Source organism: Simiduia curdlanivorans, from assembly GCF_030409605.1.
In the GTDB taxonomy this organism is placed as follows: Bacteria; Pseudomonadota; Gammaproteobacteria; order Pseudomonadales; family Cellvibrionaceae; genus Simiduia; species Simiduia curdlanivorans.
The window spans coordinates 2,090,905-2,115,547 of the sequence record NZ_JAUFQG010000004.1 but is presented as its reverse complement, the minus strand read 5'-3'; the positions used below and the strand labels follow the sequence as shown (position 1 = coordinate 2,115,547).

At 53.3% G+C, this 24,643-nt stretch carries 25 protein-coding genes; 16 read left to right on the top strand and 9 right to left on the bottom strand.

The genetic code is table 11. From position 1 onward, the window contains the following. Positions 1-34 precede the first annotated feature (34 nt). Both QWY82_RS09470 and dnaX read right to left on the bottom strand, forming a co-directional pair. Positions 35-358, bottom strand: a complete 324-nt coding sequence (locus QWY82_RS09470) for a YbaB/EbfC family nucleoid-associated protein (RefSeq protein ID WP_290261660.1) — start codon at positions 356-358, stop codon at positions 35-37. 51 nt (positions 359-409) lie between these two features. Continuing rightward, the gene (gene dnaX / locus QWY82_RS09465; RefSeq protein WP_290261659.1) at positions 410-2,605 is read right to left on the bottom strand and encodes a DNA polymerase III subunit gamma/tau; all 2,196 of its coding nucleotides are present in this window, start codon (positions 2,603-2,605) and stop codon (positions 410-412) included. Positions 2,606-2,786: 181 nt separating this feature from the next. Between dnaX and QWY82_RS09460 the strand changes: the two genes are divergently transcribed. From QWY82_RS09460 to QWY82_RS09420, 9 genes are all read left to right on the top strand, one after another. Then, entirely contained in the window at positions 2,787-5,066 is a 2,280-nt protein-coding gene (locus QWY82_RS09460; protein WP_290261658.1) for an NAD(P)-binding domain-containing protein, read from the top strand. Next, the gene (locus QWY82_RS09455; RefSeq protein ID WP_290261657.1) at positions 5,063-5,923 is read left to right on the top strand and encodes a hypothetical protein; all 861 of its coding nucleotides are present in this window, start codon (positions 5,063-5,065) and stop codon (positions 5,921-5,923) included. Before QWY82_RS09460 ends, QWY82_RS09455 begins: the two co-directional genes overlap by 4 nt. 134 nt (positions 5,924-6,057) lie before the next feature. After that, positions 6,058-7,473, top strand: a complete 1,416-nt coding sequence (locus QWY82_RS09450; protein WP_290261656.1) for a cytochrome c3 family protein — start codon at positions 6,058-6,060, stop codon at positions 7,471-7,473. 55 nt (positions 7,474-7,528) lie between these two features. Then, a complete protein-coding gene (mobB, locus tag QWY82_RS09445; RefSeq protein ID WP_290261655.1) occupies positions 7,529-8,044 on the top strand; it encodes a molybdopterin-guanine dinucleotide biosynthesis protein B in 516 nt (171 codons plus the stop codon). Beyond that, the gene (moaB, locus tag QWY82_RS09440) at positions 8,041-8,556 is read left to right on the top strand and encodes a molybdenum cofactor biosynthesis protein B (protein ID WP_290261654.1); all 516 of its coding nucleotides are present in this window, start codon (positions 8,041-8,043) and stop codon (positions 8,554-8,556) included. Before mobB ends, moaB begins: the two co-directional genes overlap by 4 nt. Continuing rightward, complete coding sequence (locus tag QWY82_RS09435; protein WP_290261653.1) at positions 8,553-9,773, top strand: molybdopterin molybdotransferase MoeA; 1,221 nt, start codon at positions 8,553-8,555, stop codon at positions 9,771-9,773. Before moaB ends, QWY82_RS09435 begins: the two co-directional genes overlap by 4 nt. Then, positions 9,770-10,078, top strand: a complete 309-nt coding sequence (locus tag QWY82_RS09430; RefSeq protein ID WP_290261652.1) for a DUF1244 domain-containing protein — start codon at positions 9,770-9,772, stop codon at positions 10,076-10,078. The genes QWY82_RS09435 and QWY82_RS09430 overlap by 4 nt, the downstream gene beginning before the upstream one ends. 43 nt (positions 10,079-10,121) lie before the next feature. Beyond that, the gene (locus tag QWY82_RS09425; RefSeq protein ID WP_290261651.1) at positions 10,122-11,030 is read left to right on the top strand and encodes an MOSC domain-containing protein; all 909 of its coding nucleotides are present in this window, start codon (positions 10,122-10,124) and stop codon (positions 11,028-11,030) included. Next, positions 11,020-11,658: a TetR/AcrR family transcriptional regulator gene (locus QWY82_RS09420; RefSeq protein WP_290261650.1), complete on the top strand. Its 639-nt coding sequence runs from the start codon at positions 11,020-11,022 to the stop codon at positions 11,656-11,658. The genes QWY82_RS09425 and QWY82_RS09420 overlap by 11 nt, the downstream gene beginning before the upstream one ends. On the opposite strand, the gene QWY82_RS09415 is transcribed toward QWY82_RS09420, so the two are convergent. Continuing rightward, positions 11,655-12,350, bottom strand: coding sequence for a hypothetical protein (locus QWY82_RS09415; protein ID WP_290261649.1), 696 nt, complete (start codon positions 12,348-12,350; stop codon positions 11,655-11,657). The genes QWY82_RS09420 and QWY82_RS09415 overlap by 4 nt on opposite strands. A 568-nt stretch (positions 12,351-12,918) precedes the next feature. On the opposite strand from QWY82_RS09415, the gene QWY82_RS09410 reads away from it, so the two are divergent. The 3 genes from QWY82_RS09410 to QWY82_RS09400 are packed head-to-tail and all read left to right on the top strand — an operon-like array spanning position 12,919 to position 15,957. After that, positions 12,919-13,302, top strand: a complete 384-nt coding sequence (locus QWY82_RS09410) for a c-type cytochrome (RefSeq protein ID WP_290261646.1) — start codon at positions 12,919-12,921, stop codon at positions 13,300-13,302. Next, on the top strand, positions 13,299-14,654 hold the full coding sequence (locus tag QWY82_RS09405) for a D-arabinono-1,4-lactone oxidase (protein ID WP_290261644.1): 1,356 nt from the start codon (positions 13,299-13,301) through the stop codon (positions 14,652-14,654). The genes QWY82_RS09410 and QWY82_RS09405 overlap by 4 nt, the downstream gene beginning before the upstream one ends. Positions 14,655-14,682: 28 nt before the next feature. Further along, positions 14,683-15,957 (top strand): DSD1 family PLP-dependent enzyme, encoded by a 1,275-nt coding sequence (locus QWY82_RS09400; RefSeq protein WP_290261642.1) that lies wholly within the window; start codon positions 14,683-14,685, stop codon positions 15,955-15,957. A gap of 49 nt (positions 15,958-16,006) precedes the next feature. On the opposite strand, the gene QWY82_RS09395 is transcribed toward QWY82_RS09400, so the two are convergent. Next, the gene (locus tag QWY82_RS09395) at positions 16,007-16,420 is read right to left on the bottom strand and encodes a group II truncated hemoglobin (RefSeq protein WP_290261640.1); all 414 of its coding nucleotides are present in this window, start codon (positions 16,418-16,420) and stop codon (positions 16,007-16,009) included. Between the two features lie 233 nt (positions 16,421-16,653). Here QWY82_RS09395 and QWY82_RS09390 point away from each other — a divergent pair, with 233 nt between their 5' ends. Further along, the gene (locus QWY82_RS09390) at positions 16,654-17,493 is read left to right on the top strand and encodes a choice-of-anchor L family PEP-CTERM protein (protein WP_290261638.1); all 840 of its coding nucleotides are present in this window, start codon (positions 16,654-16,656) and stop codon (positions 17,491-17,493) included. 72 nt (positions 17,494-17,565) lie between these two features. Here the strand turns inward: QWY82_RS09390 and QWY82_RS09385 are convergent, their stop codons facing one another. The 4 genes from QWY82_RS09385 to QWY82_RS09370 form a co-directional block, all read right to left on the bottom strand. Next, entirely contained in the window at positions 17,566-18,063 is a 498-nt protein-coding gene (locus tag QWY82_RS09385; protein ID WP_290261637.1) for a DUF4124 domain-containing protein, read from the bottom strand. 24 nt (positions 18,064-18,087) lie between these two features. Continuing rightward, complete coding sequence (locus QWY82_RS09380) at positions 18,088-19,284, bottom strand: alkane 1-monooxygenase (protein WP_290261636.1); 1,197 nt, start codon at positions 19,282-19,284, stop codon at positions 18,088-18,090. 141 nt (positions 19,285-19,425) lie between these two features. Next, on the bottom strand, positions 19,426-20,151 hold the full coding sequence (locus QWY82_RS09375) for a putative porin (RefSeq protein WP_290261635.1): 726 nt from the start codon (positions 20,149-20,151) through the stop codon (positions 19,426-19,428). 530 nt (positions 20,152-20,681) lie between these two features. Then, on the bottom strand, positions 20,682-21,587 hold the full coding sequence (locus QWY82_RS09370; protein ID WP_290261633.1) for a LysR substrate-binding domain-containing protein: 906 nt from the start codon (positions 21,585-21,587) through the stop codon (positions 20,682-20,684). A gap of 115 nt (positions 21,588-21,702) precedes the next feature. Between QWY82_RS09370 and QWY82_RS09365 the strand changes: the two genes are divergently transcribed. Beyond that, a complete protein-coding gene (locus tag QWY82_RS09365; RefSeq protein ID WP_290261632.1) occupies positions 21,703-22,275 on the top strand; it encodes an FMN-dependent NADH-azoreductase in 573 nt (190 codons plus the stop codon). A 35-nt stretch (positions 22,276-22,310) separates the two neighbouring features. Next, complete coding sequence (locus QWY82_RS09360) at positions 22,311-23,114, top strand: pirin family protein (protein ID WP_290261630.1); 804 nt, start codon at positions 22,311-22,313, stop codon at positions 23,112-23,114. Positions 23,115-23,139: 25 nt separating this feature from the next. Here the strand turns inward: QWY82_RS09360 and QWY82_RS09355 are convergent, their stop codons facing one another. Next, positions 23,140-23,751, bottom strand: a complete 612-nt coding sequence (locus QWY82_RS09355; RefSeq protein ID WP_290261628.1) for a hypothetical protein — start codon at positions 23,749-23,751, stop codon at positions 23,140-23,142. Positions 23,752-23,914: 163 nt separating this feature from the next. Here QWY82_RS09355 and QWY82_RS09350 point away from each other — a divergent pair, with 163 nt between their 5' ends. Beyond that, positions 23,915-24,640 (top strand): GGDEF domain-containing protein, encoded by a 726-nt coding sequence (locus QWY82_RS09350; RefSeq protein ID WP_290261626.1) that lies wholly within the window; start codon positions 23,915-23,917, stop codon positions 24,638-24,640. Positions 24,641-24,643 lie beyond the last annotated feature (3 nt).

The window sequence follows — 24,643 nt, the reverse complement described above, 5'->3', positions numbered from 1 at the left end:
GCCCATGGGGCTTTTAAATGTGCACGTTTTAAACTTAAAAAGGCATTTTAAATCCCGGTGGCATTTGCATGCCGCCGGTGAGACTGCCCATCATCTCTTTATTTTTTTCTTCCACTTTGCGCACCGCGTCATTCACCGCTGCGGCCAATAGATCTTCGAGCATTTCTTTGTCTTCCGACATCAGCGCATCGTCAATGCTAACTTTGCGCACATCGTGACGGCCATTCATCAACACCGTCACAAGACCAGCACCGGCCGCGCCGGTGACTTCGGCATTGGCAAGATCTTCCTGCATTTTTTGCATTTTTTCTTGCATCTGCTGCGCCTGCTTCATCAGGTCGCCCATATTTCCAAACATATCTACCTCTCAAATTGACCAATAGCCAGCTGGCTAAACCTGTGCCTATGCCTACAAAGGCTCTACCGTATTGATATCTAAACTGGCTTGAAATTCCCGCTCCAGTTTTTGCAGTAGCGGATCGGTTTGCAAACTGTTTAACGCGCTCGCCGCGCGCTCGGCTTTTAACCGCACCGCCGTTGCTGCTGGCGTTTCAGCAGTTAAATCGCCAGGGCTAATCTGAACCTGTACCGGTTCGTTAAAGTAGGCAGTTAGGTGATCGGCCAAGCGCGATTGGTGGCCCACATCAAATAAATTAGCGTTGGCTTGGTCCAGCACAAAACGTAAACAATTACCTTCAACTGCAACTAACTGACTGTTCGCCGCGGTGCTCTGCAACACCCCGCCAATTTTTAATTCCAGATATAACCCTAACCAATCGCTGGGCTTAAGTGTCACAAGGTGGTAGCTGTGAGCGGCGTCGGCCGGTTCGTTTTCCACCTTCTGAGCGCTGCTCAACTGAACATTGCTCGACTGAATATGACTGGGCTGAATAGTGTTTTGCTGAACCGGAGCGGCTGAGCTTGGAGCCGTAACTGGCGGGGTATTGGCTGGCGCAACTGGGCTAGGTGATGGCGCCTTATTTACCTCGACCGCACTGGGCGTGGGAGCTGCCGGTGCGGCTTTGGCCACCGGCGCTTCAACCATTGCCGTTTCAACTATTGGGCGATCAACGGCAGCAGCCGGCGCTGGGCTAGGCTCCGATGCTGCAGGCGTTTGCGGCGAAGGCACGGGTTCCGGCCCCTGATCTTCGTCGGCATAGAGGCTGGATGCGTCTTGATCTTCGTCATCCCAAGGCGGGCTATCCACTGCAGCGCGGGCACTAGGCGCTGAACTGACGGGCTGAGCTGGCGCTGGATTCGCCACCGCGGCATTTATATTCGATGAATTCGCATCCGTTGCCTTTGCCGCACTATTCGCCGCAGGTGCCATAGCCTGCGCAGGTGCAGCCGGTTTTGCCGGCTCGGGTGCTTTAACAGTATTGGGGGCAGGCGCGGCCGACGTTTCTGCGGTTGCTGCGGTGGCGGTCACCACCGCTGTGGCTGGCGTCGGCGCGGCCGTTACAGCAGCGGGCGTTCCCGGCGCCGGCGCGGTGAGTGCGGCCTTCGGTAAATCGGCTACGCCCTGTGGTTTAAACGCCAACATGCGCAACAGCACCATGTCGAAACCGGAGCGCGGGTCGGGCGCCAAGGGCAAATCTCTGCGCCCGAGCAGCGCCGTTTGATAAAACAACTGAATATCTTCCGCAGGAATTTGCCCGGCTAAATCCAACACCTGGTCGCGGTCGCCAAAGCTGTTGTCGATAGCATCGGGCAGGGCTTGGGCGATGGCGATGCGGTGCAGCACCGACAGCAGCTCGGCCAGTGCACCTTGGTAATCCGGCGCCTGCTCGGCTAATTGATTCACGGCGTTGAAAATGGCCTGACCGTCGGCCTTGGCCATGGCCTGCAAAATGGCGTACACAAACTGCTGATCGATGGTGCCGAGCATCGCCCGCACATCGGCTTCGGTGACTTTGCCGTTGCCGAAGGCGATGGCTTGATCGGTGAGCGACAGGGCATCGCGCATACTGCCATCGGCGGCGCGCCCCAGTTGCCATAGCGCCGCATCTTCAAAGGGCACCAGCTCTTTTTCCAACACGAAGGCCAAGTGGCCAACGATGCGCTCGGGGTTCATGTTTTTTAGGTTGAACTGCAAGCAGCGCGACAACACCGTCACCGGCAACTTTTGCGGATCGGTGGTGGCGAGCAGAAACTTCACGTGCGGTGGCGGCTCTTCCAGGGTTTTCAGCAGAGCATTAAAGCTGCTGGTAGAGAGCATGTGTACTTCATCGATCAGGTACACCTTGTAGCGGCCGCGCGACGGCGCGTACTGAACGTTTTCCAGCAGCTCGCGGGTATCTTCCACTTTGGTGCGGCTGGCAGCATCCACTTCAATCAAATCGACGAAGCGACCTTCGGCAATCTCGGTACAGGCGCCGCATTTTCCGCAGGGCTCAGAGCTAACGCCGGTTTCGCAATTCAAGCACTTGGCCAAAATGCGCGCGATGGTGGTTTTACCCACGCCGCGGGTACCGGTGAAGAGGTAGGCGTGATGCAGGCGATTGTGGTCGAGCGCGTTGATTAGCGCCTGCAGCACATGCTCTTGCCCCACCATTTCACGGAATATGCGCGGCCGCCATTTTCGGGCGAGTACCTGATAGCTCATGAGTCTAAGTGTCTGATTATTCGAGCGTTGCAGTATATCTCAGCTGACCCAAAGAAACACGACTCAGGCCGACGGCGGCGCTAGTCCATCTGGCTTAGACCATTGTTGAGACATCAGGCCAATAGGCAGGGCGCTGCAGATCCGTACACTGGACGTCATCTTATTTATGCGAGCCAAGGTTATGCAACGCTATCAAGTCATCGTCGTAGGCGCTGGGCCGGCCGGCCTCAGTGCCGGCCTACAGGCTGCGCGCAAGGGCTTGAGCTGCTTAGTGCTGGAATCTTCGGCCGCCGTTGCCGGCACCATCCGCGGTTTTACCGCGGGTAAGTGGGTTATGTCGGAACCCAGTAAACTGGCACTGCGCAGCCCGCTGCCCTTCGAAGCGGCGAAACGCGAAGCCCTGCTCGCCGACTGGGAGGCCGCCGCGCGCGACGCCGCGCTCGAGTTACGCTGCAACCAGTCTGTCGTGCACCTTGAAGGCGAGCACCCCAGCTTTAGCCTGCAAACCCAAACCGGTGAACACTACCACGCCGAACATCTAGTGCTGGCTTTTGGCACCCGCGGCAACCCCAACACCCTAGCGGCAGCCGGTGCCGACACAGTAGACATTCACTACCAAGTGCCGTCCCAAGGCTGGCAGGGCCAACGAATTTTGCTGGTGGGTGCTGGCGACTCCGCCTTAGAAGATGCACTGCTCCTGAGCCAGCACAATCAGGTTTTGTTACTCAACCGAGGCCAAGGCTTCCCCAAAGCAAAACCGGCCAACCGCGAGAGATTCCAACAGGCGGTCGATAACAACCGGCTGCGCCAGCTGGATCACGTACGCATAGAACGGCTAGATAAAAAAGGCGAGAGCCTTCGCCTGCACATCAGCTGCGATGGCCAAGCGCGGCGCTTAGTGGCCGATCAACTGCTGGTGCGGATCGGCAGCCAGTCACCCCGTATTGCCTTAGAACAATGGGGCTTAAACTTTAGCGGTACTAGCCAATACCCGATGCTGGACGAGCACAACCAATCCAATCGCAAAGGCCTGTACGTAATCGGCGCCCTAAGCGGTGAAGCCCTGATCAAACCCGGCATTAACCAAGGCTATAACGTGGTGCAACACCTGTGCGGTGAGCCAGCCAGCCCCATCGCCTTCGAGGCGCTGCAACACAAGCTCTTTAGCGCAGGCGTTAGCCTAAAACCGGCGCACTTATTAACTTGGTTAAGGCAGCAAAAAGGCTTTAAAAACCTACCCACGCGCATCCTTATTCGGCTGCTAGAAAAGGTGAGTGTGCGGCGTTATTCGGTCGGTCAAGTGGTGCTTAAAAAAGGCCAGTACGCCGAGTCACTGTCGCTCGTGCTGCAAGGCAGCGCTCAAATTGGCAAGCCCTCGGCCGAAGCCAAAGGCCTGCAGGCGGGGCAAATGTTTGGCGAGTTTTCACTGCTTTCCAGGCGCCCGGTGAGCGACGATATTACCGCGCTGAATCAACTCGCGGTCATCAGCTTTCCACGCTTTCAGTTGGAAGCGGCCTGGTCTGAAGAGCCGGCTTTTTGGCGCCTGCTGGTGCAAATTTATTTGTCCCGTATCATTCAGCGCAAGCTCGACCAGCTCATACCCGACAAATTATTTCAGCTGCTATTTCAACGCGGGCAGATTAAAAATGTTAGCCGCGACGACAGCTTCAGCCTCGCCAATCAAGTCGGCTTTATTGTCAGTGGCGCAGCACAATTTGATTGCGCCACAGGCCAAACTCTGGTGCCTGCCGGCAATTTTATCGGTATTGAACAAGCTCTGGGTGAGCAACCTGAGGTAGGCTTTAAAAGCGCCAGCAGCCAGCTGCAACTCTACTGCCTGCCGGCCGATGAATTGCTTGCACTACTGGCCGGCAACCATCAACAACTGCGCCAACTGGCGCAACAGGAAAGTCAAACACACCAACAAGTCAAAACGTCCGTGGTTGAATTTTTTGAAACAGAACAACTGGCTAACGCCAACAATATTTTAGTTATCGACAAAGATAAGTGCGTCGGTTGCGACAATTGTGAAACCGCTTGCGCCGCCACCCACCAAGGTATTTCTCGGGTCAACCGCGCTCAGGGTGACGTCTTCGCCAATGCCCACCTGCCCGGCTCCTGCCGCCACTGCCAGCAGGCTTATTGCATGAAAGATTGCCCGGCCGACGCCATTAGTCGGGCCGAAGATGGCAGCATCCAAATTGCCGACACCTGCATCGGCTGCGGCAATTGCGCCAGCTTTTGCCCCTTTGGCGCCATCGCTATGGCGCGCACCAACGACGACCACTGGTTGGACAAATTAAACCCCTTTAGCGCGCCTAAACTCGGCCCCACGAAAGCGGTTAAATGCGACCTGTGCCAATCTCGAATCGATGGCCCTGCCTGCGTACAAGCCTGCCCGACCGGCGCGGCACAACGCATGAGCGCCGATCAACTCATCCCCTTGATTAACGTCGCATGAACACTATTTGGCAATACGGCGGCTACCGCTATTTAAAACTCTCGGCGCTCGGTTTGCTGCTGGCGCTATTCGGCTACCTGCTTTATTACCCCGTGGGGCCGCGCAATGGCGACACCCTTATGGGGTATCTGCTGGGCTGTGTGGCGGCCGGTCTAGTCCTCGTACTTCTAGGCTTGGGGGCCAAACGCCGTTGGTGGATCTCTTGGCTCGGCTCACAGCAGGCTTGGCTGGCTGTGCATTTTTATCTAGGTTTCTCACTGCTGCCGCTGACGCTGTTACACACCGGATTTCAAATTGGCAACGGCTTACACCTAGCGCTGTTTATCCTGTTAGTAGCCGATGTGGCTTCGGGTTGCTACGGCATTTACGCCTACAGCAGCCACCCGCAAAAACTGCGCGCCTTAAGCGAGGGCGGCGGTTACGGCAAGTTGCGCCAAGCCCTTCAACACCTAGATCAAAGGCTGATTGAACTGGCAAAAAGTACCGACCCCAGCATTTACCGCACCACCCTTTCGGCACTGCAGCGCACGGCACTGCCGACTAATTTGCGCCAAGCGCTATTCAGCAGTGACAACTCCACCCTGCTACTTCCAGACGGCAGCAGCTATAGCCTGCGCGTCAACCCAGACCAGCAAGCCTTACTCAATTGGTTGCGACATCAACAGGCCGAGGACTCGAGTCCACGCACAGACCAAATATTAGCCTTGTGCCAAACCCGGCAAGAACTACTTCGGCGCAGCCGCAAAGCACTCATTGTAGAAAGCTTGCTCGGACACTGGCTACAGCTACACTTGTTGTTATCGCTGGCGTTTATGTGCCTGCTCCTAGTGCATATAGCCGTGGTGCTGATGTATTAATTCTCGACCCGCCACCGAAACGCCGGTTGGGCGGTATGACAGACAGAACAGCACCGCTGATAGAACCCTTGATAGAACCCTATAGCGGGCAGAACTGTATTACGCATTAGACCGCCTATTCATTGGACACGCACATGCCGGGCAGCTGCCACATCGAATTACGCCTGCCAGAGGGCTCGCACGACCTAGTACTGCAAACCGATCGCCTCGTCTTAGGCGAATCACTCAATGCTCACCTGTGGGCCCCCCTCGGTTTCGAATTCAGTATTTGGCTCAACGACAGCGGCGAGCCTTTACTTGACGCGCCCTGCCCGCTTGCCGTCAACAGTGTGCGCGCCGCCCGGCACCGACTCAACCCAGGCGATGTGGTGCGCCCCAGCAAGGGCGTTGAGCTGACCTACCTCGGCCAAGCCAAAGACCAGCAATTTCAATTTTCCTGGCTGAATAATCTCGCTTCATTGCCGCAGCGCCGCGACCCAGCGACCAAGCGCGGGCGCCAGGTGTTGACCTGGGGCTTGCCCCTGTTGCTAATCGCGCTCATCTCCATCCCCTTTTGGTTACCGCAATTTGGCGAATTACCACAAGCCCCGCACAACCCTGAAGCGCCGCCTAGCATTGGTGCCAGTCAACACCCACTCGAGCGCTGGTTGGCCACGGGACCACTGCACCCAGCGCACGAAAAGGTGGCCTGCGCCAGCTGCCATATCGCCGAGCATGCGCAAGTACCCAATCAAGCCTGCTTTCAGTGCCATACCATGGAGCGGCACTTTAGCCGCGAAAAAACCGGCGTACACCCAAACTGCGTGAGCTGCCACCTTGAGCACAACGAACCGGCCAACTTAATCAACCCAGACAACCGCCTGTGCAGCCAATGCCACGCCGATCTCAGCAGCGTCAGCGCCGTCCTGACCCCCGGCAGCGAACACGGGCTCACGGCGTTCGAACATTTTGATGGCCAGCACCCAGAATTTAACCGCAGGGTAACGCCCAGCCCACTCAAGTTTAATCATCAACAACACCTAGCGCTTGAGCAGCAAGGAGACACCGCGTCATTGACCTGCAACAGCTGTCATGAACGCAAAGCCGGCGAACCACAAGCCATTCAATTTGATCAAGCCTGCGCCAGTTGCCACAAGCTAAAAGCGACTGAGCAGGAGCCGCCTTGGCCGCACGGCAATCTCGCCGCGATGGTTGCCCACGCCGTCAATTTAGGCGCAGCGCAACCGCAGCAAGAGGCGCTGGCGGTGATTAACTCAAACCTTTGCCAAAACTGCCACAGCGCGACACTGAAAGGCGCAACGTTAAGCCACTTAGCCGATCAAGGCCCTTGGCAGTTGCAGCGCTCCAGCCTTGGCGCGCGCTTCTCCCACAAAAAACACGAGGGCACCCTCGGGTGCCAATCCTGCCACGCCGCAGCGAGTTCCACTCAGGCCGACGAGCTACTGCTACCCGAGCGCTCTCAATGCACCAGCTGTCACCATCGCAGCGCTGCAGAGCCACTGCAACAGTGCGCAACTTGCCACCAGTTCCACCATGTGCCGTGGCAATAATCTGGTAAGATTCCAGCCTCACTATCGACCTAATCTTTAACTGACGATCTGGGCAATGAAAGTTTTTGGTATCACCGGCTGGAAAAATAGCGGCAAGACCACCTTGGTTACACAGCTCGTGGCTGCGTTGTGCGCGCGCGGTTTTCGGGTATCCACCATCAAGCACGCGCACCACAGTTGCGATATCGATCAACCCGGACGGGACAGCTTTAAACACCGCGAAGCCGGCGCCAGTGAAGTCTTATTGGCCTCGGGAAAACGCTGGGCCTTGATGCATGAACTGAGAGATGAAGCGGAACCCGAGTTAGACGATTTACTGCCGCACTTAAGCCCGGTGGACATCGTTATCATCGAAGGCTTTAAACTGGCCAAGCACCCGAAAATTCAAGTGATTCGCACGCAAAATAACCGCTCCTCGCTGCCCGATGCCGTGGAAAACTTACTCGCCATCGCCACCGATAGCGCCGAGCTTAACCCGGCCGACTACGGCTGCGCTGGCCCGCGTTTAGACATCAATGATATCGACGCCATTGCCAATTTTGTCATTGCACACACAGGATTAACTGCATGACCTCAACTGCATTTGTTGCCCTTAATATTGCCGTACTCACCGTTTCCGATACCCGCACCGACGCCACTGACAGCTCGGGCCAAGCGTTAATCGATCGCCTAACGGAAGCGGGCCATAAGCTGGTGCAAAAGCGCATCGTAAAAGATGACATCTACCAAATTCGCGCCGCCTGCTCGAACTGGATTGCCGATGCCCATGTGCACGCGATTTTAGTAACCGGCGGCACCGGTTTTTCTGGCCGCGACTCCACCCCCGAAGCCATCACGCCCCTACTCGACAAAGAAATTACCGGCTTTGGCGAATTGTTTCGCCAGGTGTCTTACCAAGATATCGGCAGCTCCACCATGCAATCGCGGGCACTGGGCGGGCTTGCCAACTACACCGTAATTTTTTGTTTGCCCGGCTCCACCAACGCCTGCAACACCGGCTGGAAAGTGCTGCAAGAGCAATTGGACGCGCGCCATAAACCGTGCAATTTCGTCGCGCTGCTACAACAAAAACAGCAGCCATGAATAAGCACCAGCCCGCGCTCACCAGCATCGATGATGCCCTAGCGGCCATTCTTCAACAGGCTGTACCGGTACAAAAAGTTGAACCTGTGGCACTCGACCAGGCCTTGGCAAAAATTTTGGCGCAGGATGTTTTTTCCAGCATCGATGTGCCCTCGGACAATAACAGCGCCATGGATGGCTACGCCGTCAATATTGACGACTTAGCCAACAAAGACCTGCAAGCCCATGGCCTCGCCATTAGCCAACGCATCGCCGCTGGCCAAGCCGCCGCGCCACTAAAAGCCGGCAGCTGCGCGCGCATTTTCACCGGCGCCCCCATTCCAGCGGGCGCCAATGCCGTGGCCATGCAGGAGGTGTGCGAACGCATCAATGAAAAAATAAAATTTCCCGCCCAGCTAGCGCTAAACAACAACATTCGCCTAGCCGGTTCGGATATCGCCAAGGGTAGCCGCATCCTAGCCAAGGGCCATCACCTGGCACCGCAAGATCTCGGCTTACTGGCCGCCATTGGCGTGCAATCGGTAAACGTGGTCGCGTCCATTAAGGTTGCCATTTTAGCCACCGGCGACGAATTAATTGAACCAGGCCAAGCCCTGAGTGCGGGTAAAATTTACAACTCCAATCAACCCATGTTGCGCGCGCTGTTAACCAAATTGGGCGCCGAAATTAGTTACTGCGCTGTGGTTGAAGATAGCCATGCAGCCACTCTCGCCGCACTGCAACAGGCGGCGGCAAGTGCCGACCTCGTCATCAGCACCGGCGGTGTGTCGGTGGGCGAAGAGGACCACGTAAAAGCCTGTGTCGAACAGCTAGGCCAGCTCGACGTCTGGAAACTGGCGCTCAAACCCGGCAAGCCGCTGGCCTTTGGCCGGCTCGGGCAGACACCGTTTTTTGGCTTACCCGGCAACCCGGTGGCCGTATTCGTGACCTTTTTACTGTTCGTGCGGCCGTTCATTAAAACCTTGCAAGGTGCAAATGGCCGGCCGTTAATTGTGCCCATGCGCGCCAATTTTACCCGTCAGAAATCTCAGGTACGGCAGGAATACTTGCGCGTTAAAGTACAAGATAACGCCAGCCTAGACGCCTACCCAGACCAAAACTCGGGTGTGTTATCCTCCACCGTCTGGGCCAATGCCTTAGCGCTGGTTGCACCACACACCAGCGTCAGCGAAGGCGATTTTCTTCCCACTCTTTTATTCAGTGAGCTACTCTCGTGACCAAAATTTCAGAATTAGATGCGCAAACACAAATCGAATTGGAAGCGGCGGCCTTTCGGCGCCTGCTCGCCCATTTAGATTCGCGCAAAGATACGCAAAATATCGACTTAATGAACCTCGCCGGTTTTTGTCGCAACTGTTTAAGTAAATGGTATGTGAGCGCCGCCGACGAGAAAAATTTGAGCATCGATTACGAAGAGGCGCGCGAGCGCATTTACGGGATGCCCTACAGCGAATGGAAAGATAAGTACCAACAAACGGCGAGCGCGGAGCAACTTGCCACCTTTGCTAAAAAGCACGACTGAGACCCGCACACATTAATAGACATCCATAGCCAAGGCAGGGCCGATGATGAGTATTCGTGTCACAGATTTGTTTATTTACCCAGTCAAAAGTTTACGCGGTATCCGCCTAGAGCGGGCCCAGCTGGACATTCGCGGCCTGGAGGACGACCGCCGCTGGATGATCATCGACGACAAGAATAAATTCGTCACCCAGCGCCGCTTGCCTGCCATGGCGCTGATTCAAACCCAATTAACCGAGAGCCACTTAATTCTAAAAAGCAGCCAGGGCGAATGCGCCATCGCGCGCCAATATGCCGGCACCGGCACGCCCTTTAGCGCCACTATTTGGAACGATGAAGTACAAGTACTCGATGAGGGCGACGCTGTTAGCGCCTGGCTCAGCGACGCCTTAGATGGGCTGCACGCAAATGAGCCAAACCTAGCGAAGCAAAAAAAGTGGCGCTTGGTGCGCCTAGCAAATCAGCCGAGACCCATGTCTAAACCGCAGTATTTAGGTGCGCAAACACACACAGTTTTCGCCGATATGGCGCCTTTGTTAATTGCCAACCAAGCCAGCCTCGATGCGTTAAACAGCGCGCTCGTGGCCAAGGGTGAAACGCCGGTGCCGATGAACCGCTTTCGCCCGAATTTAGTTATCACAGGTCTCGCCGCCTTCGCGGAACATCGGCTTGCCGGATTAGCTGGCCAAGGCTACCAGATTCGGTTCGGCTACCCCTGTGAGCGCTGCGTGATGCCAAGTATCGATCAAATGACGGCTGCCAAGCACCCCACCATGGAACCTTATATCACCCTGCGCGACATCAACAGCATGCCCGCCTACGGCAAGGGCGAGTATGCCAAACCCGCCAACCCCAAAGCGGCAGCTTTCGGCGAAAATGCTTACCTAGCACACGCGCAATCCAGCCTCCTGTTAGTGGGCGACACATTTCAGGTATTACACGATGAGTCGTGAACTGCCCAAACCCTTGTTGGAAAAAAATAAGCCCCAGCAAGCGCGCGCCATAGAGACCTACGAGCGTATTTTGCGCGCGGCGGCAGAGCTGTTAGAGGAGCGCGGTGTCGACTCCATCTCCACCAACAACATCGCCGAGCGCGCGGCGATTACTGTGCCGGCGCTGTACCGTTATTTCCCCAATAAATACGCCGTGCTCTACACCCTAGGTGCACGCCTGATGGACAAGCAAAACCAAGTTTTGGTGGCTTGGTCGAACCGCTATTTTGCGCCGGATGACGCCAATGCCTTAATCGATAATTTAAGAGAATTATTGCAAGAGACATTGGAGGTCACCTTGAACGGGCCAGCCGGGCTAGCCTTGCTACGCGCTTTGCGGGCGCTGCCGGTGATGCAAGACGTGCTACTCGAATCCCATTACGCCATGAGTCAATGGGCCACCGAAAACTGGGCACAGCCGCTAAAGCTCGATACCGACCCAGACAACCTGCGCCGCATGCGTTTAATTCTTCAGATGGGCACCAGCGCTATTGAGTTGGCGCTGGAAGATCCAGACATGCCTATCGACTTCGCCCTAAACGAAGCCACCGACATGCTGCAAATGTATTGGCGCAAAATTCTACTTTAGTGCAGTTTATCTTCACTATTAAAGCGCTCGGCAGACTGGCTAAACACTCGAAAAGCGAACAGCGTAAACATCGCTGAAAGCACCGCTTCGATGGCACTAGTCAGCACCAACGATAGCCCTTGCGCCGTATTCAGCGATTGTAAAAACGAACTCACGCCAAAGCTCGCCAGAAAAACCGCGCTATAGATAACCACTAAGCCGGTCAACAACAGAGCGAAGTCGGCGCGACTGTCGTGCCAGCTTTTTAGCACCGCCTGCTGCGGCCCCATACCGTGCAAGACGCAATACAAATCGGCATAGGCAAAGCGACTCATCAAGAAAAAACCAGGAAAAATAAGCAGTAAAAAACCCACAATGCTGAGTAAACCGGTCACTAGATAGAGCAGCGCCAGGGGCAGCCAGTAGCGCAAGCCAAGGGCAAAGCACTCAGACAAGCCGGTGTCGATTCCACGCAACTGCGCGGCAATATAGTGAATCAATGCGCCTTGGTATAGCGGCGCAAATAACAGCCCCAGCACCAACCCGGCCCACAGATTGCCGTCGTTAATTTCCGAACTCTGTACGCGTAGGCCAAGCAGCGACTTAACTAACTCCAGAGGAATAACCACGGGGATAATTAATAAACTAATGGCCCACAGGTGCTGCTTAAAAAAACGCCATGCATCTAGCAAAAGCGGAAAGGCACTGGTCATAATTTTCTCGAGGCAACATCGACAGAGGCCACACTATACCTTGGGCGTGGCCAGAGACGAAATCGTAACAATGCGTTACTGCAGCGGCGTGAAACGGTGTATGGAGGTTAAGGGCCAATGCTTCGGCAACTGATTCGACAACCCCATAGACCAAAACACCCGGCCTGGCTGGATCAAGTTGTAGGTTACCGCAGGCGTCTGCCGCTATAGCTCCTACAGTCCCCAACTAAACGGCGCCAAATATCGAGGCGTAACAGCCGTTAACCTGCCAGAGTTGCGCCATTCATGCCGCGCAATCGGCCTTTGGCTTTAATTTACCCGCGCCATTCGAAAGCCGGCAGCTCGACCTTAGTTAGTAAGCCTGAGACAGCGGTACTTGGTTTCCTCCAATGCCGGTACTGAGCCCGTCGCCGGACACCTGCGCAAACGGGATAAATTGGATCGAAACCCATGCGCAACAAATCCTGCTTGACCAACCTCACGCCATCACTTAACCTTAAAAGCTAGTAGTAGCTAACTTTAATGCTTTAGTGTTAAGCGCCGACGGCCAGCAACGGATAATACCCCTATGCCCCTGAACCAATACCACACGGTTAAATGTAATTTACTGACACTCTTTTGCACGAGTTTACTGTTGCTGGGCTGCGGCGAGCCAAACTCATCCGGTACACCAAATCCACGTTCGATGATGCCAGAAAATGCCGATTTAGCGGCTCTCTATCAGCGCAGCTGCTACGCCTGCCACGTGAATGCCGGCAGCCGGGCGCCGCTCACCGGCGATGCTAAAGCTTGGCAGCCGAGACTGGAACAGGGCATGGACCAGCTGTTAAACCATGTTATCGACGGTTTTGGCGGCATGCCGCCGCTCGGCATGTGCATGGATTGCAGTGCCGAAGACTTCGAAGCGCTGATTCACTTTATGGCAACACCAGCCGAGGACGCGCAACCATGAGGCCAGTCAAGCGTCGCTCGCTACTCACGCAAATGGTACAACTTGCCACGCTCTCGGCCCTGCCCATGCCGCTACTAGCCGCCAGCCGTCCAATTCCCTGGCGCAATTGGTCTGGCTCGCAAAGCTGCCTACCTAAACAGCGCTTTGCACCAGCATCGGTTGCGGAGTTGCAAACCCTAGTGAAAACCGCCACCGGCACCGTGCGCCCGGTAGGCTCAGGCCACTCTTTTTCGGCCCTAGTGCCCACCGATGACACACTCATTTCCTTATCTAGGCTCACGGGCGTGCTAAGTACCGAAGATCATCGCGCCACTATCGCAGCGGGAACCCGCTTAGGTGATTTAGGCGAGGCCTTAGCCAAGGCTAACCAAGCCTTGATCAACATGCCCGATATCGACGAGCAAAGCTTGGCCGGGGCTCTCGCCACCGCCACCCACGGCACCGGCGCGCAAATAGGCTGCCTATCCAGCTTTATCACCGAGCTGCAATTGGTTTGCGCCAACGGCGAACTGATGCGCTGTAATGCCAACACCAATACCGAGTTGTTTAATGCCGCGCGGGTCAATTTAGGCGCCCTAGGTGTGGTCACCGAACTAACACTGGCCAACGTTAAGCCCTATAAACTCAAGCGCGAAACCGAATGGCTGCCCATTGAAGACATTTTGGAAAGCGCCGAACACTTGGCCGACCACAACCGCAATATGGAATTTTATTACATTCCCTTCTCTGGAATGGGTTTTACCGATGTACATAATTTCACCGACGAACCGGTGAGTAGCACGGAAAAAATAGATCAAAACGACGGCGCAGAAACCTTAAAAGATATCCGCGACTGGCTCGGCTTCAGTCCAAAAATACGCGAGTTGGTACTGTCCAGCTACATGAAAACCATCGACAAAGAAGTGAGCATCGCGGCTAGCTGGGAAAACTATACCCTTGAGCGCAATGTTCGATTTAACGAAATGGAATACCATCTACCGCGCAGCGAGGGCTTGAAGGCCGTCGCTGAGATACGGCAAGTGCTGGAGAAAAACTTCTCTGAGGTGTTTTTTCCCATCGAGGTTCGCTTCGTTAAAGGCGACGATATTTGGCTCAGCCCCTTTTACCAACGAGACACCATTTCAATCGCAGTACATCGCTACTTTAACGAAGACTATCAGCCCTATTTCGCCGCCATCGAGCCCATATTTAAAAAGTACGGTGGTCGCCCGCACTGGGGCAAAATCAATACCCTAAACGGCCAAGACTTGCAGGCGCTTTACCCGCAGTGGCAAGCCTTTTTACAGGTCAGGCAAGCGCTCGACCCAGAGGGAAAATTCCTCAACCCCTACTTACAAAAAGTGTTTAGTTAACACCGAGTGCCCTGCCGAGGAATGATCCATGAGCCAACAACTGTCGCGTCGTCATTTGCTGTTAGGCTCACTTGCCGGCGCTGGTGCGCTTTGGTTGCTGCGCCCAAGCGATAAGGGCGAGAACCATACGCCTTATTTCAAACAGCTTGGCGCAGCCTTAAGCGCGGCACAGATTGCAACCCCGACGCTGATTATCGACCAGCAAAAACTCGATGCCAATATCGCGACCTTAAAGCGTCACATTCAAGCCCAGCACCAGTACCGTATAGTGGCAAAATCCCTGCCGTCTATTCCCTTGTTAAGTTACATTATGCAGGCCACCAAGACTCGGCGGTTGATGGTGTTCAACCAACCTTTCCTCAATCAAATTACAACCTCTTTTCCCGATGCTGATGTCTTAATGGGCAAGCCCATGCCGGTGCAAGCGGCGAAAAACTTTTATCGCCAACAGGATCAAACCGCCAACACCTTTGATCCAAGCTTACAACTGCAATGGTTAATCGATACGCCAGCTAGGCTGAATCAATACCAAGCGCTCGCACACAGTAACAACCAAGTCATGCGCATCAATATTGAAATAGACGTGGGCTTACATCGCGGCGGCGTAACGGACGAGAACACCTTGTCGGCAATGATCGATCAAATAGAAACCGATCCACTCCTGGCCTTAGGTGGTTTAATGGGCTATGAACCGCATATTGCAAAATTGCCTGGCAGCGTTAGCTATTGGCAAGACCAAGCCATGCAGCGCTACCTAGCGGCCGTTGATTTACTGGTTGCCAAATTAGGCGCAGAACGAGTGGCCGCGCTGACACTCAATTGCGGCGGCAGCCCCACCTACCAACTCTACAGCAAGGGCAATTTTCCCTTTAACGAACTCAGCGCCGGCTCGTGCTTAGTCAAGCCACAAGACTTTGATTTAGCCAGTCTTGCCGATCACAACCCGGCCAGCTATATCGCCACGCCTCTGCTCAAGCAGGCACAATCTACGCAAATTCCCGGCATTGATCTCGGCACTGCGCATGCGCTGTGGGACCCCAACAAAGCGCAAAGTTTTTTTATCTACGGCGGCTACTGGAAGGCCACGCCCCTATCGCCCAAAGGCCTGAGCAACAATGGCCTCTACGGCCGCTCCACCAATCAAGAATTACTCAACGGCTCGACCTCAATTTCATTGGCGCCCGATGATTGGATTTTTCTGCGCCCCAATCAAAGCGAGTTTGTATTCTTACAGTTTGGCGATATTGCCCTTTACGACGGCGAGACAATTAGCCAGCGTTGGCCAGTTTTTGCCAACGGCTAGGCTACATACTTGCATCGACGGCAATAACCACAAAAATTAAATACTGACCTTAGCCCTGAGCGGTTTGCCTAATTCTTTCGGCGGGTATGCGCAACTGATCGAGTAAATACACCTTGAAGTCTGGCTCATAGGGCATTTGCGCCAAGGCTTTCTCCATGCACAATAACCAAGCGTCGCGCTCGACTTCCGTCACGCGCAAATGGCTGTGCACTTTGGGGATGTTGATGGGACCATAAGTCTCCGAGAACAACCGCGGGCCACCCAACCAGCCACACAGAAAACGGGTCAGCTTATCGCGTCTTACCAGCTGCTCATCTGTGTGCATCGCGTGAATATCTTGCGCTTCGGAAAGACTTCCCATGATGTCGTAAAAAATTCCGACAAGTTGCTTCACACCTTCATAGCCTCCAGCCGAAATAAACGAGTTATCCATGAGCCCATAGGGCTTTTTCGCTGTAACCACCAAGCACACCTTTTTAGAAAGCAGGGCGTGCATCATACGTTGGGATTATGAGCCAAGCAAGGCAACAAAAATTCGTCACTCTTTAGCACTAAGTTAGATTAGTTTATCAACCTAAGGTAAAGCTGTTGCCAATAAAATTTACCTATGTCGCAAAAAATTTTATGGCACAAGACTTGCTCAAAACGTATCGCCTTAGGGCTGCTTGGAAAAATACATTTGATAAGGAATTTGATATGAGAAGGAATGCTCTACTCGCACTCGGCTTAACCTCCACCGCCTTTTTCTGCCACACCGCCAGCGCGCTGGTTGTCACGCCTCAAAACGATGGTGCAATGCTCGCGGGCGATATTGTCGGCAGCGGAATTTCTGTTTCCAACATTAACTATGTCGGTGCAAATGGCGCGTCGGGTTTTTTTACAGACGGGCTGAGCTCTGGCCTAGGGTTTGATACCGGCGTACTACTCACAACGGGTAACGCGGCGGGTGCAGCGGGTCCGAACACGGCCACTGACTTTGGTTCAAATAACGGATTGTCGGGCGATGCCGATTTATCTGCACTTTCGGGTTACTCGACTTTCGACGCGACGACGCTGAGTTTTGATTTTGAATTTGATGGCGGCCTCGGTGGCGATCTGTATTTCAACTTCATCTTCGCCTCGGAAGAATACAACGAATATGTGAACTCAGAATTCAACGACATATTCGCGCTCTATGTCGATGGCGTCAACGTGGCCTTGCTACCCGACCTAACACCCATTGCCATCAATAATGTCAATAACGGCAGCAATGCCGGCTATTACAATGACAATGAGTCCGGCACCTACAACTTGCAATACGATGGCTTCACCAACGCTTTCAACGTTGCTTTGAAAGGCATGTCTAGCGGCGTGCACTCCATGAAGTTCGCCATAGCCGATGGCAGTGACTACATTCTAGATTCAGGCATTTTCATTCAGGCGTCATCGTTTTCCACCACGCCGGTTGATGTGCCAGAACCAGGCTCGTTGCTACTGCTCTCTTTTGGTTTAATCGGCTTAGGGATGGCGAGACGTCATACCAACAAAGCAGAGTAGCTCATTAGATAAATGCGTTAGAAAAAGTACCTAGCCTTGCGCTAGGTACTTTTACCATCTCACTGCTAGCGCCTACAATTCATTTAATATTCGCGCTTTTTCAGCTTCTTGGCGCTCCATATCCTCGCGCAACGACTGCAACGTATTTTCACGTTCGAACGAATTATCCACCGGCGCCTGTGCTGGTAGGATATTCGCCAGTGGCGCCAATTCAAGCTTATCGCTTTCTCGATCAAGTGGTGGTGTCTCACTGAAATGGGTCACGCCCTCGTCATCGACCCAGCGGTAAACTTCGGTCGAAGGTTTCATGCTTGTACCTTGCTCTTCACCCCAAGTCTCGCTCGGAACAAACTGGGTAACGGTGCGCTCAACCTTGCCCAAGCCCTGCCGCATAGACTGCTGAGCGGCGTCGACGTTAATCTCGGGCAAGAGCGAATAGAAAAAGCTGCCCGCCGTTGGATGGCCCAACAAAGTCCAAGGCGCCTGCCCGGTGGTTACATAGAGTAAATAGCCGCTCACACAAAATATTAACACCATGCTGATTAAACTTTTTAGCAGCCACTTGGCCATTAACACAACCTTACCCCCTCACGCCTAGCCGTGACTTGCGCCATATTTTAATTCAATGGCGGCGCGTTTTTCGGGGTCAATGTTGACCTTTGTCAGGTCGCCTTGAATATGCTTTAACGCCAACAATCTTTTATCCATGACGCGAAACCATAAGGGCGGCACATAAGCCACCAAGAACATACCGTAATAACCATTGGGCAGGCGTGGCAGGTCGGGAAAATCGCGCAGCGACTGATAGGCGCGCGACATATTGGCGTGATGATCACTGTGACGCTGCAGATGAAATAGAATTTGATTGGTTAATTTATGGTTGGAATTCCACGAGTGATAAGGTGCACAGGGCTCGTACTTGCCGTTGGGTAACTTGTCCCGCAGCAATCCATAGTGCTCGATATAATTGGCGCTGGTTAACTGCCACCAGGCCAAAAAATTATGGATGACCAGGAAAGGTAGCATCTGCCAACCTAGCGCAATCAGTATGCCGCCCTGCAATATTATCGATATGGCATAAGAGTGAAGAATTTCATTATCCCGACTCCACACAGACTTACCCCGCCGCTCTAAGCGCCCCTTCTCCAACAGCCAAGCGCGCTTGCAGGCGCCCGGAATTTCGCGCAGCGCAAAACGGTAGATATTTTCGCCCATGCGCGAGGAGGCAACGTCATCCGGCGTCGACACTTGCCGGTGATGGCCGCGATTATGCTCAATCCAGAAGTGGCCGTAAAAAGGCACAGCCAAGACAAATTTAGCTAACCATCTATCGAGCTTGCGCGGTTTGTGACCCAACTCGTGGCCGGTGTTTATACCCAGACCTGCGGCCAAGCCCAAGGTAATGCTTACGGCCAAATAACCGTGCCAGGGTAAGTCGGCACGCGCCAGCCAAACCGCGGCGCCAATAAACACTATGTAATGCATGGGCACCACAAGATAGGTGAGCCAGCGGTAATAGCGATCGGCTTCCAATTGCGGCACTAATATTTCCGGCGGGTTATTGGTATCTTCACCAATAATCATGTCTAGCAGGGGAAACAATACATAGCCTTGAAGGATGGGAAACCACAGCAGCCAAACCTGATCGGTTAGCGTGTACAAACCAATACCAATCCAGGCAAAAAATGGATTGATAACGGACCAAGCCCAAGCCAAGCGCTTACCGTCGCGGTAAGTCACGTTTTCGCCTTGCGCATCCACCGCTGAATAGGTTGGATTTAGCCAATTCACTGTCACACCCTCGCTCTCCATGATACCCAGATCATCGGTTAAATCGGGTATTAAGGCAACTTGGGTTTAGCAGGCATCATGTTATGCCATAAAAAAGGCCGGAACATGTCCGGCCTGAAATGAGGAGACAGCTTTAAAACATTAGAAACGCACGCCTGCGGCCAAGCCCCAGAGAGATACGTCGGCATCGCCAGAAACATCTGTGCCGTAGTTTGCAGAAGCCCAAACGTTCGGTGCGAAGAAGTACTTGGCCTCAAAGGTCAGCACGCTGGAATCAGCTTCGTCATTGATAATTACATCGGCGCCAAGACTGAAAGCAGAGTTGAAGTAGTAATCACCGCCCAGAGTATAAGTCTCTTCTGCAATCACAGCATCTAGACCGAGTGCTGAGTCACCGGCTAATTTCGCAACATATTTAACGCGACCGGCGTAATCGATATCATCGCCATTGTCATCGGCGTCTAGAGCCAACAACAAACCATTGACCGGCTTAAAGCCAATTGAGGCGCCAAAAGTATCGTCGCCCTCATCAGGAGTGTTATAGCGACCCGCTAAATATAGGCCACTGTCAAAGTAATAATCTGCCGACACTTGCCACGCATCTTTATCACTATCGCCTGAATCACTAAGCTCATAATTCAGCGACAAGCCACCCACATTCTCCAAAAAGGCGGCTTCGGCCAACGGATGCCCCTGGGTGGAGACTTTCTGCCAATGATAGGTACCTATAGCGCTGAACACATCTAGATCAGCATCATCATCAGCTTCATAGGAACCCGAAACCTCCCACTGATAATCTTGAGCCATCGCCATTGTCGGTAAGACAGCAACACACACCAGCGGCAGTAACTTGCGAAGAATACGCATTGAAAAACTCCTTTTAAATAAATCGCCATTGTTGGACGGGCGGGATGGTAATCGAGTTTTTATTAGAAGAGAAGATGCTTTAGTTTTATGGCATAAAAATCAATTTTTTCAGCAACAAATCAGAACCAAAGTACACATTGAACACACTACTGTCCCACAATTATGTCGCAGGAGAGTTTTGTGCCCGTACTTGCAACGGTACCCGCAGGGTTGATATCGCTAATAGGCAATGCATGCTTTGCAGGGATAGCAACGCCCACAACGTGTCATTGTGGGCCGATCCCGAAGGGCGGGTGTTGAGACTACATATACGTATTCACGTCGTGTCGTTAGTGCTGGCACCAAACTCATGCCTAAGTATACGCCGAAGAGGTCGAATCTATTGTGAGGCCTAATATCTAACGATGATCACGTCGTTTTTCTAGGACAGCAATGCATTAAACACGTTCAATAAGAAGGTGATTTTTTATATCTTATTCGTCGCATTTACGATCAAAATCAACAAAGTACGTATGAACATGTCCTACTTGCTAACCAACCAAATAATCCTGATAAGCGCGCTCACTCATCAAATGCTCAACCAACCAACTAACACCCTTGCCGGTGTGATTTGCGCGCCACGCTATAAACAATGGTGAGGTAAACTCGGGCTTGATGGCCGACAAAGCAACCAAGCGCCCATCCTCAAGAAAGTGATTAATACGCTGTTTCGGTAAAAAGCCAAAGCCGAGGCCGGCTAGGATGGCCTGTTCTTTGGCGTAATAATGATCCACCAGAATTTGCCGCCTTACTTGATACAAGCCCACCGAGCGCGGTGCCAAATGCCGCGCACTGTCGCGCAAGACTATTTGCGCGTAACACTTCAAATCTGCCTCCAATACGCCATCGGCATATTGCGTTGCGAGCGGATGATCGGCGCCGCAAACCAATTGAAATGCCAAGTCACCCAAGGATCTTTTGGCAATTTTCAAACCTGCGAGCTCGGTATCTGAAACACCCACCAGCAAATCGACGCGCCGGTCGGCCAAGGCCTCCCAACAACCGGTAAGTGCCTCCTCCCGCACCTCTATTTCCATGGAGGGATTTAGCTGTGACAAGGTACTGACCAAAGGCCAAAGCGGCGCCATCGGTAGAATAGAGTCCACCGCGATGCGAAGACTCGGCTCCCAGCCTGTCGCCACTTGACGGGCTTTGTTCGTTAACAGCTCCGCGCCCTGAAGCAGCTCGCGCCCCTGCTTTAACACCATGCGGCCCTCGTCGGTGAGCACGGCCTTTTGCCCCGAGCGATCAAACAACGATAAAGATAAGTAAGACTCCAATTGTTTAACGGTATAGGACAACGCCGAGGGCACCTTATGCAGCTCAAGGGCCGCAGCCGCAAAACTGCCCTTCCGGTCTATAGCATCGAGCACTAACAACGCCTCTAATGTCAGCATCTTCCACCTTCATTCAAAAAATTTGATGATTAAACTCAAAATATACCGTTTTAAATTAACAAGCTCAGTGATTACAGTAGTTCAACATTCAAAAAACCTGAATCGAGATACTATTATGCACGCACTCATCATCAGAACCAGCATCTTGGGCGAGAATTCCAGTTCAAACCAGTTGATTGATCACTGGCTGGCAAACCACAAGCCGAGCCAAGTCACCGAGCGCAATCTCGTTAGTTCACCCATACCCCATCTAGATGCCGAGCGCTTTGGTGCCATTAACGCGGCAAGCCCCGATAACCAACAAGCGCCTATACAAGCGCTGTCTGACCAGCTGATTGGCGAAATTGAAGCGGCTGATGAGATAGTCATTGGGCTACCTATGTACAACTTTGGCGTGCCGTCGCAGGTAAAAGCTTGGATGGATCACTTAGCACGCGCCGGCCGCACCTTTCAATACACAGCCAATGGCCCGCAAGGCCTGTTAGAAAACAAACCCGTAACGGTGATTGCCACCCGTGGTGGCGCCTATGCCAATACCGCACACGACAGCCAAGTGCCCTTTGTCAAACAGTTCCTTGCTTTCATCGGCCTGAATGATGTTTCATTTGTCTATGCCGAGACTTTAGCTTCCAGCGAAAAAAGACCTGAGGCTCTAGCGACCGCGCAAGCCCAATTAAGCGCAGCCTGAGCTAGCAACTCAAACGCCTAGAGGTAGGATGAATCGTGAAAAAAGTCATTAAGGTGATTGCCGCCCAACCCACCAGCGATGGCGCCGGCGTCAATCTATTTAGATCGCTGGGAACCCATTTGCTGCCAGATGCCAACCCCTTTCTGATGCTGGACGAGATTCGCTCGGATGAGGCCAAAGATTATCTTGCCGGCTTTCCGAGCCACCCGCACCGTGGCTTTGAAACCGTAACCATCATGCTAACCGGCAGCATGCGCCACAAGGATAGCCGCGGTAACGAGGGCGTAATTGAGCCTGGTGGCGTGCAGTGGATGACAGCGGGTAGCGGCATCATTCACTCGGAAATGCCGGAACAAGAGCAGGGCCGCCTGTGGGGCTTTCAACTGTGGGTAAACCTGCCAGCGCAACATAAAATGATGGCACCGCGCTATCAAGATATTCGCGCCAGCGAAATCCCCAGCCTTAAGCTCGGTAATTCAACGGTGCGAGTGATGGCCGGTCAACAGCAGGGCATCACCGGGCCAATTATCGATATCGTCTCGAAACCGCAGCTATTAGACGCGCAGGTGCGTGGCGATATTAGCCTAGTGCTGCCAAAAAGAGCCTTGGTGTACGTATACGAGGGCTATGTAACCGTCGGCGACAAACGCATTGATGCACAACATCTAGCCTTGCTAACGGAGGAACAAACTTTGGTGTTGGGCGGCCAAGGCAACGCCATGATATTTGCAGCTGAGCCACTGAATGAGCCTATCGCTCGGCACGGGCCCTTTGTGATGAACAGCCGAGAGGAGTTATATGAAGCCTTCGAAGATTACCAACATGGGCGGCTAGGCTAGGGCCGCCCCCTGAGACGCTAACGATTTATTCCGCGTCGTACATATCACTGCCTTCATCAGACTCCGAAAAACTCTCCATTTGCGCTTCCAACCAAGCAGAGTTTGCTTTAATTAGCGCCTTATCTTCAGCTGAAGCGATTTTTTGTGCTTTCTCTGCTTCAGCCATGGCTCCTTTAGCTTCAGCCATACCACCCTGAATTTGAGCGATCATTTCTTCGCTCAAGCCCTGTTGGCGCATTTGGGCAACATAGCCTTCCATCTCTTTAGCCGCAGCCCGCATTTCAACTTCCATATCATCCATTTGCACGGCGACCATTGCCGTCATGATGCGCGAAGCCTTGGCGGTAAACTGCTCGATATCACTGTAGCCATTGGCAGACAGCACGGCGTTAATTTCACCCATCATGGATGCGGGCGCGCTACGCATAGCTTTGGCCCAAGAAACACCACCATCGGTAATTTGAAAGGTCTTACTCTCGGCCTCAATGGCTTCCACCTCCTCTGGGTACTTCTCAGACAACTGATCAAAGCCCGTCATCGCGCCCACATAGGCCTCTAGATCTGCTTTAGTCAGCTTCGAATCGGCAAAGCTTATTTGACTAATCAATACCAGCAACGCAAAAAAATAGGTTTTCATTATTTCATCCTTAACAAATTAGTAACCCAAAGGCGGTATTCTGACCTCAAGCCCCAGAAAAAGATATCGGACAAAAGTGCGTCCCTTCACACGCTATTATTTCCACTAAGGTCTCATTCGGCCTACACTTAGGCCAACTGATTCTGGACTTAGTAGCAAGCGCATGAGCGACGGCACCATTAATTGCACCACCCCCAGCTGCCCTGTAGGCGAGGCTCAGTGCCCAATCATCGCCGAGCTCATTGAACTGAGAGAGCTGGCGCGCACCGACGGCCTTACTGAGCTGTTTAACCAACGTCACTTCCGCGACGCGCTAAAGCAAGAAATGGAGCGTACGCAACGCTCGCACAACCCAACGAGTTTAATGTTTGTCGATTTAGATTTTTTTAAATCAGTAAATGATAAACATGGCCACGAAGTGGGTAATCTCGCGCTCAAACATGTCGCAAAATTATTAATTGATAATCTACGACGTTTAGACATTGCCTGCCGCTATGGCGGCGAAGAGTTTGTGGTTATTTTGCCCGGCACGGATTTGTTCACTGGCCGCTATGTGGCAGAGCGAATTCGCATGCGCATTCAAACCTCGCCCGTGCAACTGAAGGACGGCACACTCAACCTAACCGCGAGTATCGGATTAGATACCTACCGGGCCGACAGCACGGCAAGCGCCGATGACTTTATCGCGAGTACCGATGCCCTGCTCTACAAAGCTAAACAAACTGGACGCAACAAAGTGGTGCACGGCACCACAAACTTCGACGCCCTGGCGCAAATCAATCAGGATGAAAAAGACGCCTTGGCTGCTGCATTTAGCCTAGCGAGCGACGCTCAGCAAGAAACCGAAAAAAAGGCAAACAAAGAAGCCAAGAAAACACCTAAAAAATAACCA

Bases quoted from the DNA above. Each gene is read 5' to 3' on its own strand.
- QWY82_RS09470 (WP_290261660.1), bottom strand. From the start codon at position 358: ATGTTTGGAAATATGGGCGACCTGATGAAGCAGGCGCAGCAGATGCAA.
- dnaX (WP_290261659.1), bottom strand. From the start codon at position 2,605: ATGAGCTATCAGGTACTCGCCCGAAAATGGCGGCCGCGCATATTCCGT.
- QWY82_RS09460 (WP_290261658.1), top strand. From the start codon at position 2,787: ATGCAACGCTATCAAGTCATCGTCGTAGGCGCTGGGCCGGCCGGCCTC.
- QWY82_RS09455 (WP_290261657.1), top strand. From the start codon at position 5,063: ATGAACACTATTTGGCAATACGGCGGCTACCGCTATTTAAAACTCTCG.
- QWY82_RS09450 (WP_290261656.1), top strand. From the start codon at position 6,058: ATGCCGGGCAGCTGCCACATCGAATTACGCCTGCCAGAGGGCTCGCAC.
- mobB (WP_290261655.1), top strand. From the start codon at position 7,529: ATGAAAGTTTTTGGTATCACCGGCTGGAAAAATAGCGGCAAGACCACC.
- moaB (WP_290261654.1), top strand. From the start codon at position 8,041: ATGACCTCAACTGCATTTGTTGCCCTTAATATTGCCGTACTCACCGTT.
- QWY82_RS09435 (WP_290261653.1), top strand. From the start codon at position 8,553: ATGAATAAGCACCAGCCCGCGCTCACCAGCATCGATGATGCCCTAGCG.
- QWY82_RS09425 (WP_290261651.1), top strand. From the start codon at position 10,122: ATGATGAGTATTCGTGTCACAGATTTGTTTATTTACCCAGTCAAAAGT.
- QWY82_RS09420 (WP_290261650.1), top strand. From the start codon at position 11,020: ATGAGTCGTGAACTGCCCAAACCCTTGTTGGAAAAAAATAAGCCCCAG.
- QWY82_RS09415 (WP_290261649.1), bottom strand. From the start codon at position 12,350: ATGACCAGTGCCTTTCCGCTTTTGCTAGATGCATGGCGTTTTTTTAAG.
- QWY82_RS09410 (WP_290261646.1), top strand. From the start codon at position 12,919: ATGCCCCTGAACCAATACCACACGGTTAAATGTAATTTACTGACACTC.
- QWY82_RS09405 (WP_290261644.1), top strand. From the start codon at position 13,299: ATGAGGCCAGTCAAGCGTCGCTCGCTACTCACGCAAATGGTACAACTT.
- QWY82_RS09400 (WP_290261642.1), top strand. From the start codon at position 14,683: ATGAGCCAACAACTGTCGCGTCGTCATTTGCTGTTAGGCTCACTTGCC.
- QWY82_RS09390 (WP_290261638.1), top strand. From the start codon at position 16,654: ATGAGAAGGAATGCTCTACTCGCACTCGGCTTAACCTCCACCGCCTTT.
- QWY82_RS09385 (WP_290261637.1), bottom strand. From the start codon at position 18,063: ATGGCCAAGTGGCTGCTAAAAAGTTTAATCAGCATGGTGTTAATATTT.
- QWY82_RS09375 (WP_290261635.1), bottom strand. From the start codon at position 20,151: ATGCGTATTCTTCGCAAGTTACTGCCGCTGGTGTGTGTTGCTGTCTTA.
- QWY82_RS09370 (WP_290261633.1), bottom strand. From the start codon at position 21,587: ATGCTGACATTAGAGGCGTTGTTAGTGCTCGATGCTATAGACCGGAAG.
- QWY82_RS09365 (WP_290261632.1), top strand. From the start codon at position 21,703: ATGCACGCACTCATCATCAGAACCAGCATCTTGGGCGAGAATTCCAGT.
- QWY82_RS09355 (WP_290261628.1), bottom strand. From the start codon at position 23,751: ATGAAAACCTATTTTTTTGCGTTGCTGGTATTGATTAGTCAAATAAGC.
- QWY82_RS09350 (WP_290261626.1), top strand. From the start codon at position 23,915: ATGAGCGACGGCACCATTAATTGCACCACCCCCAGCTGCCCTGTAGGC.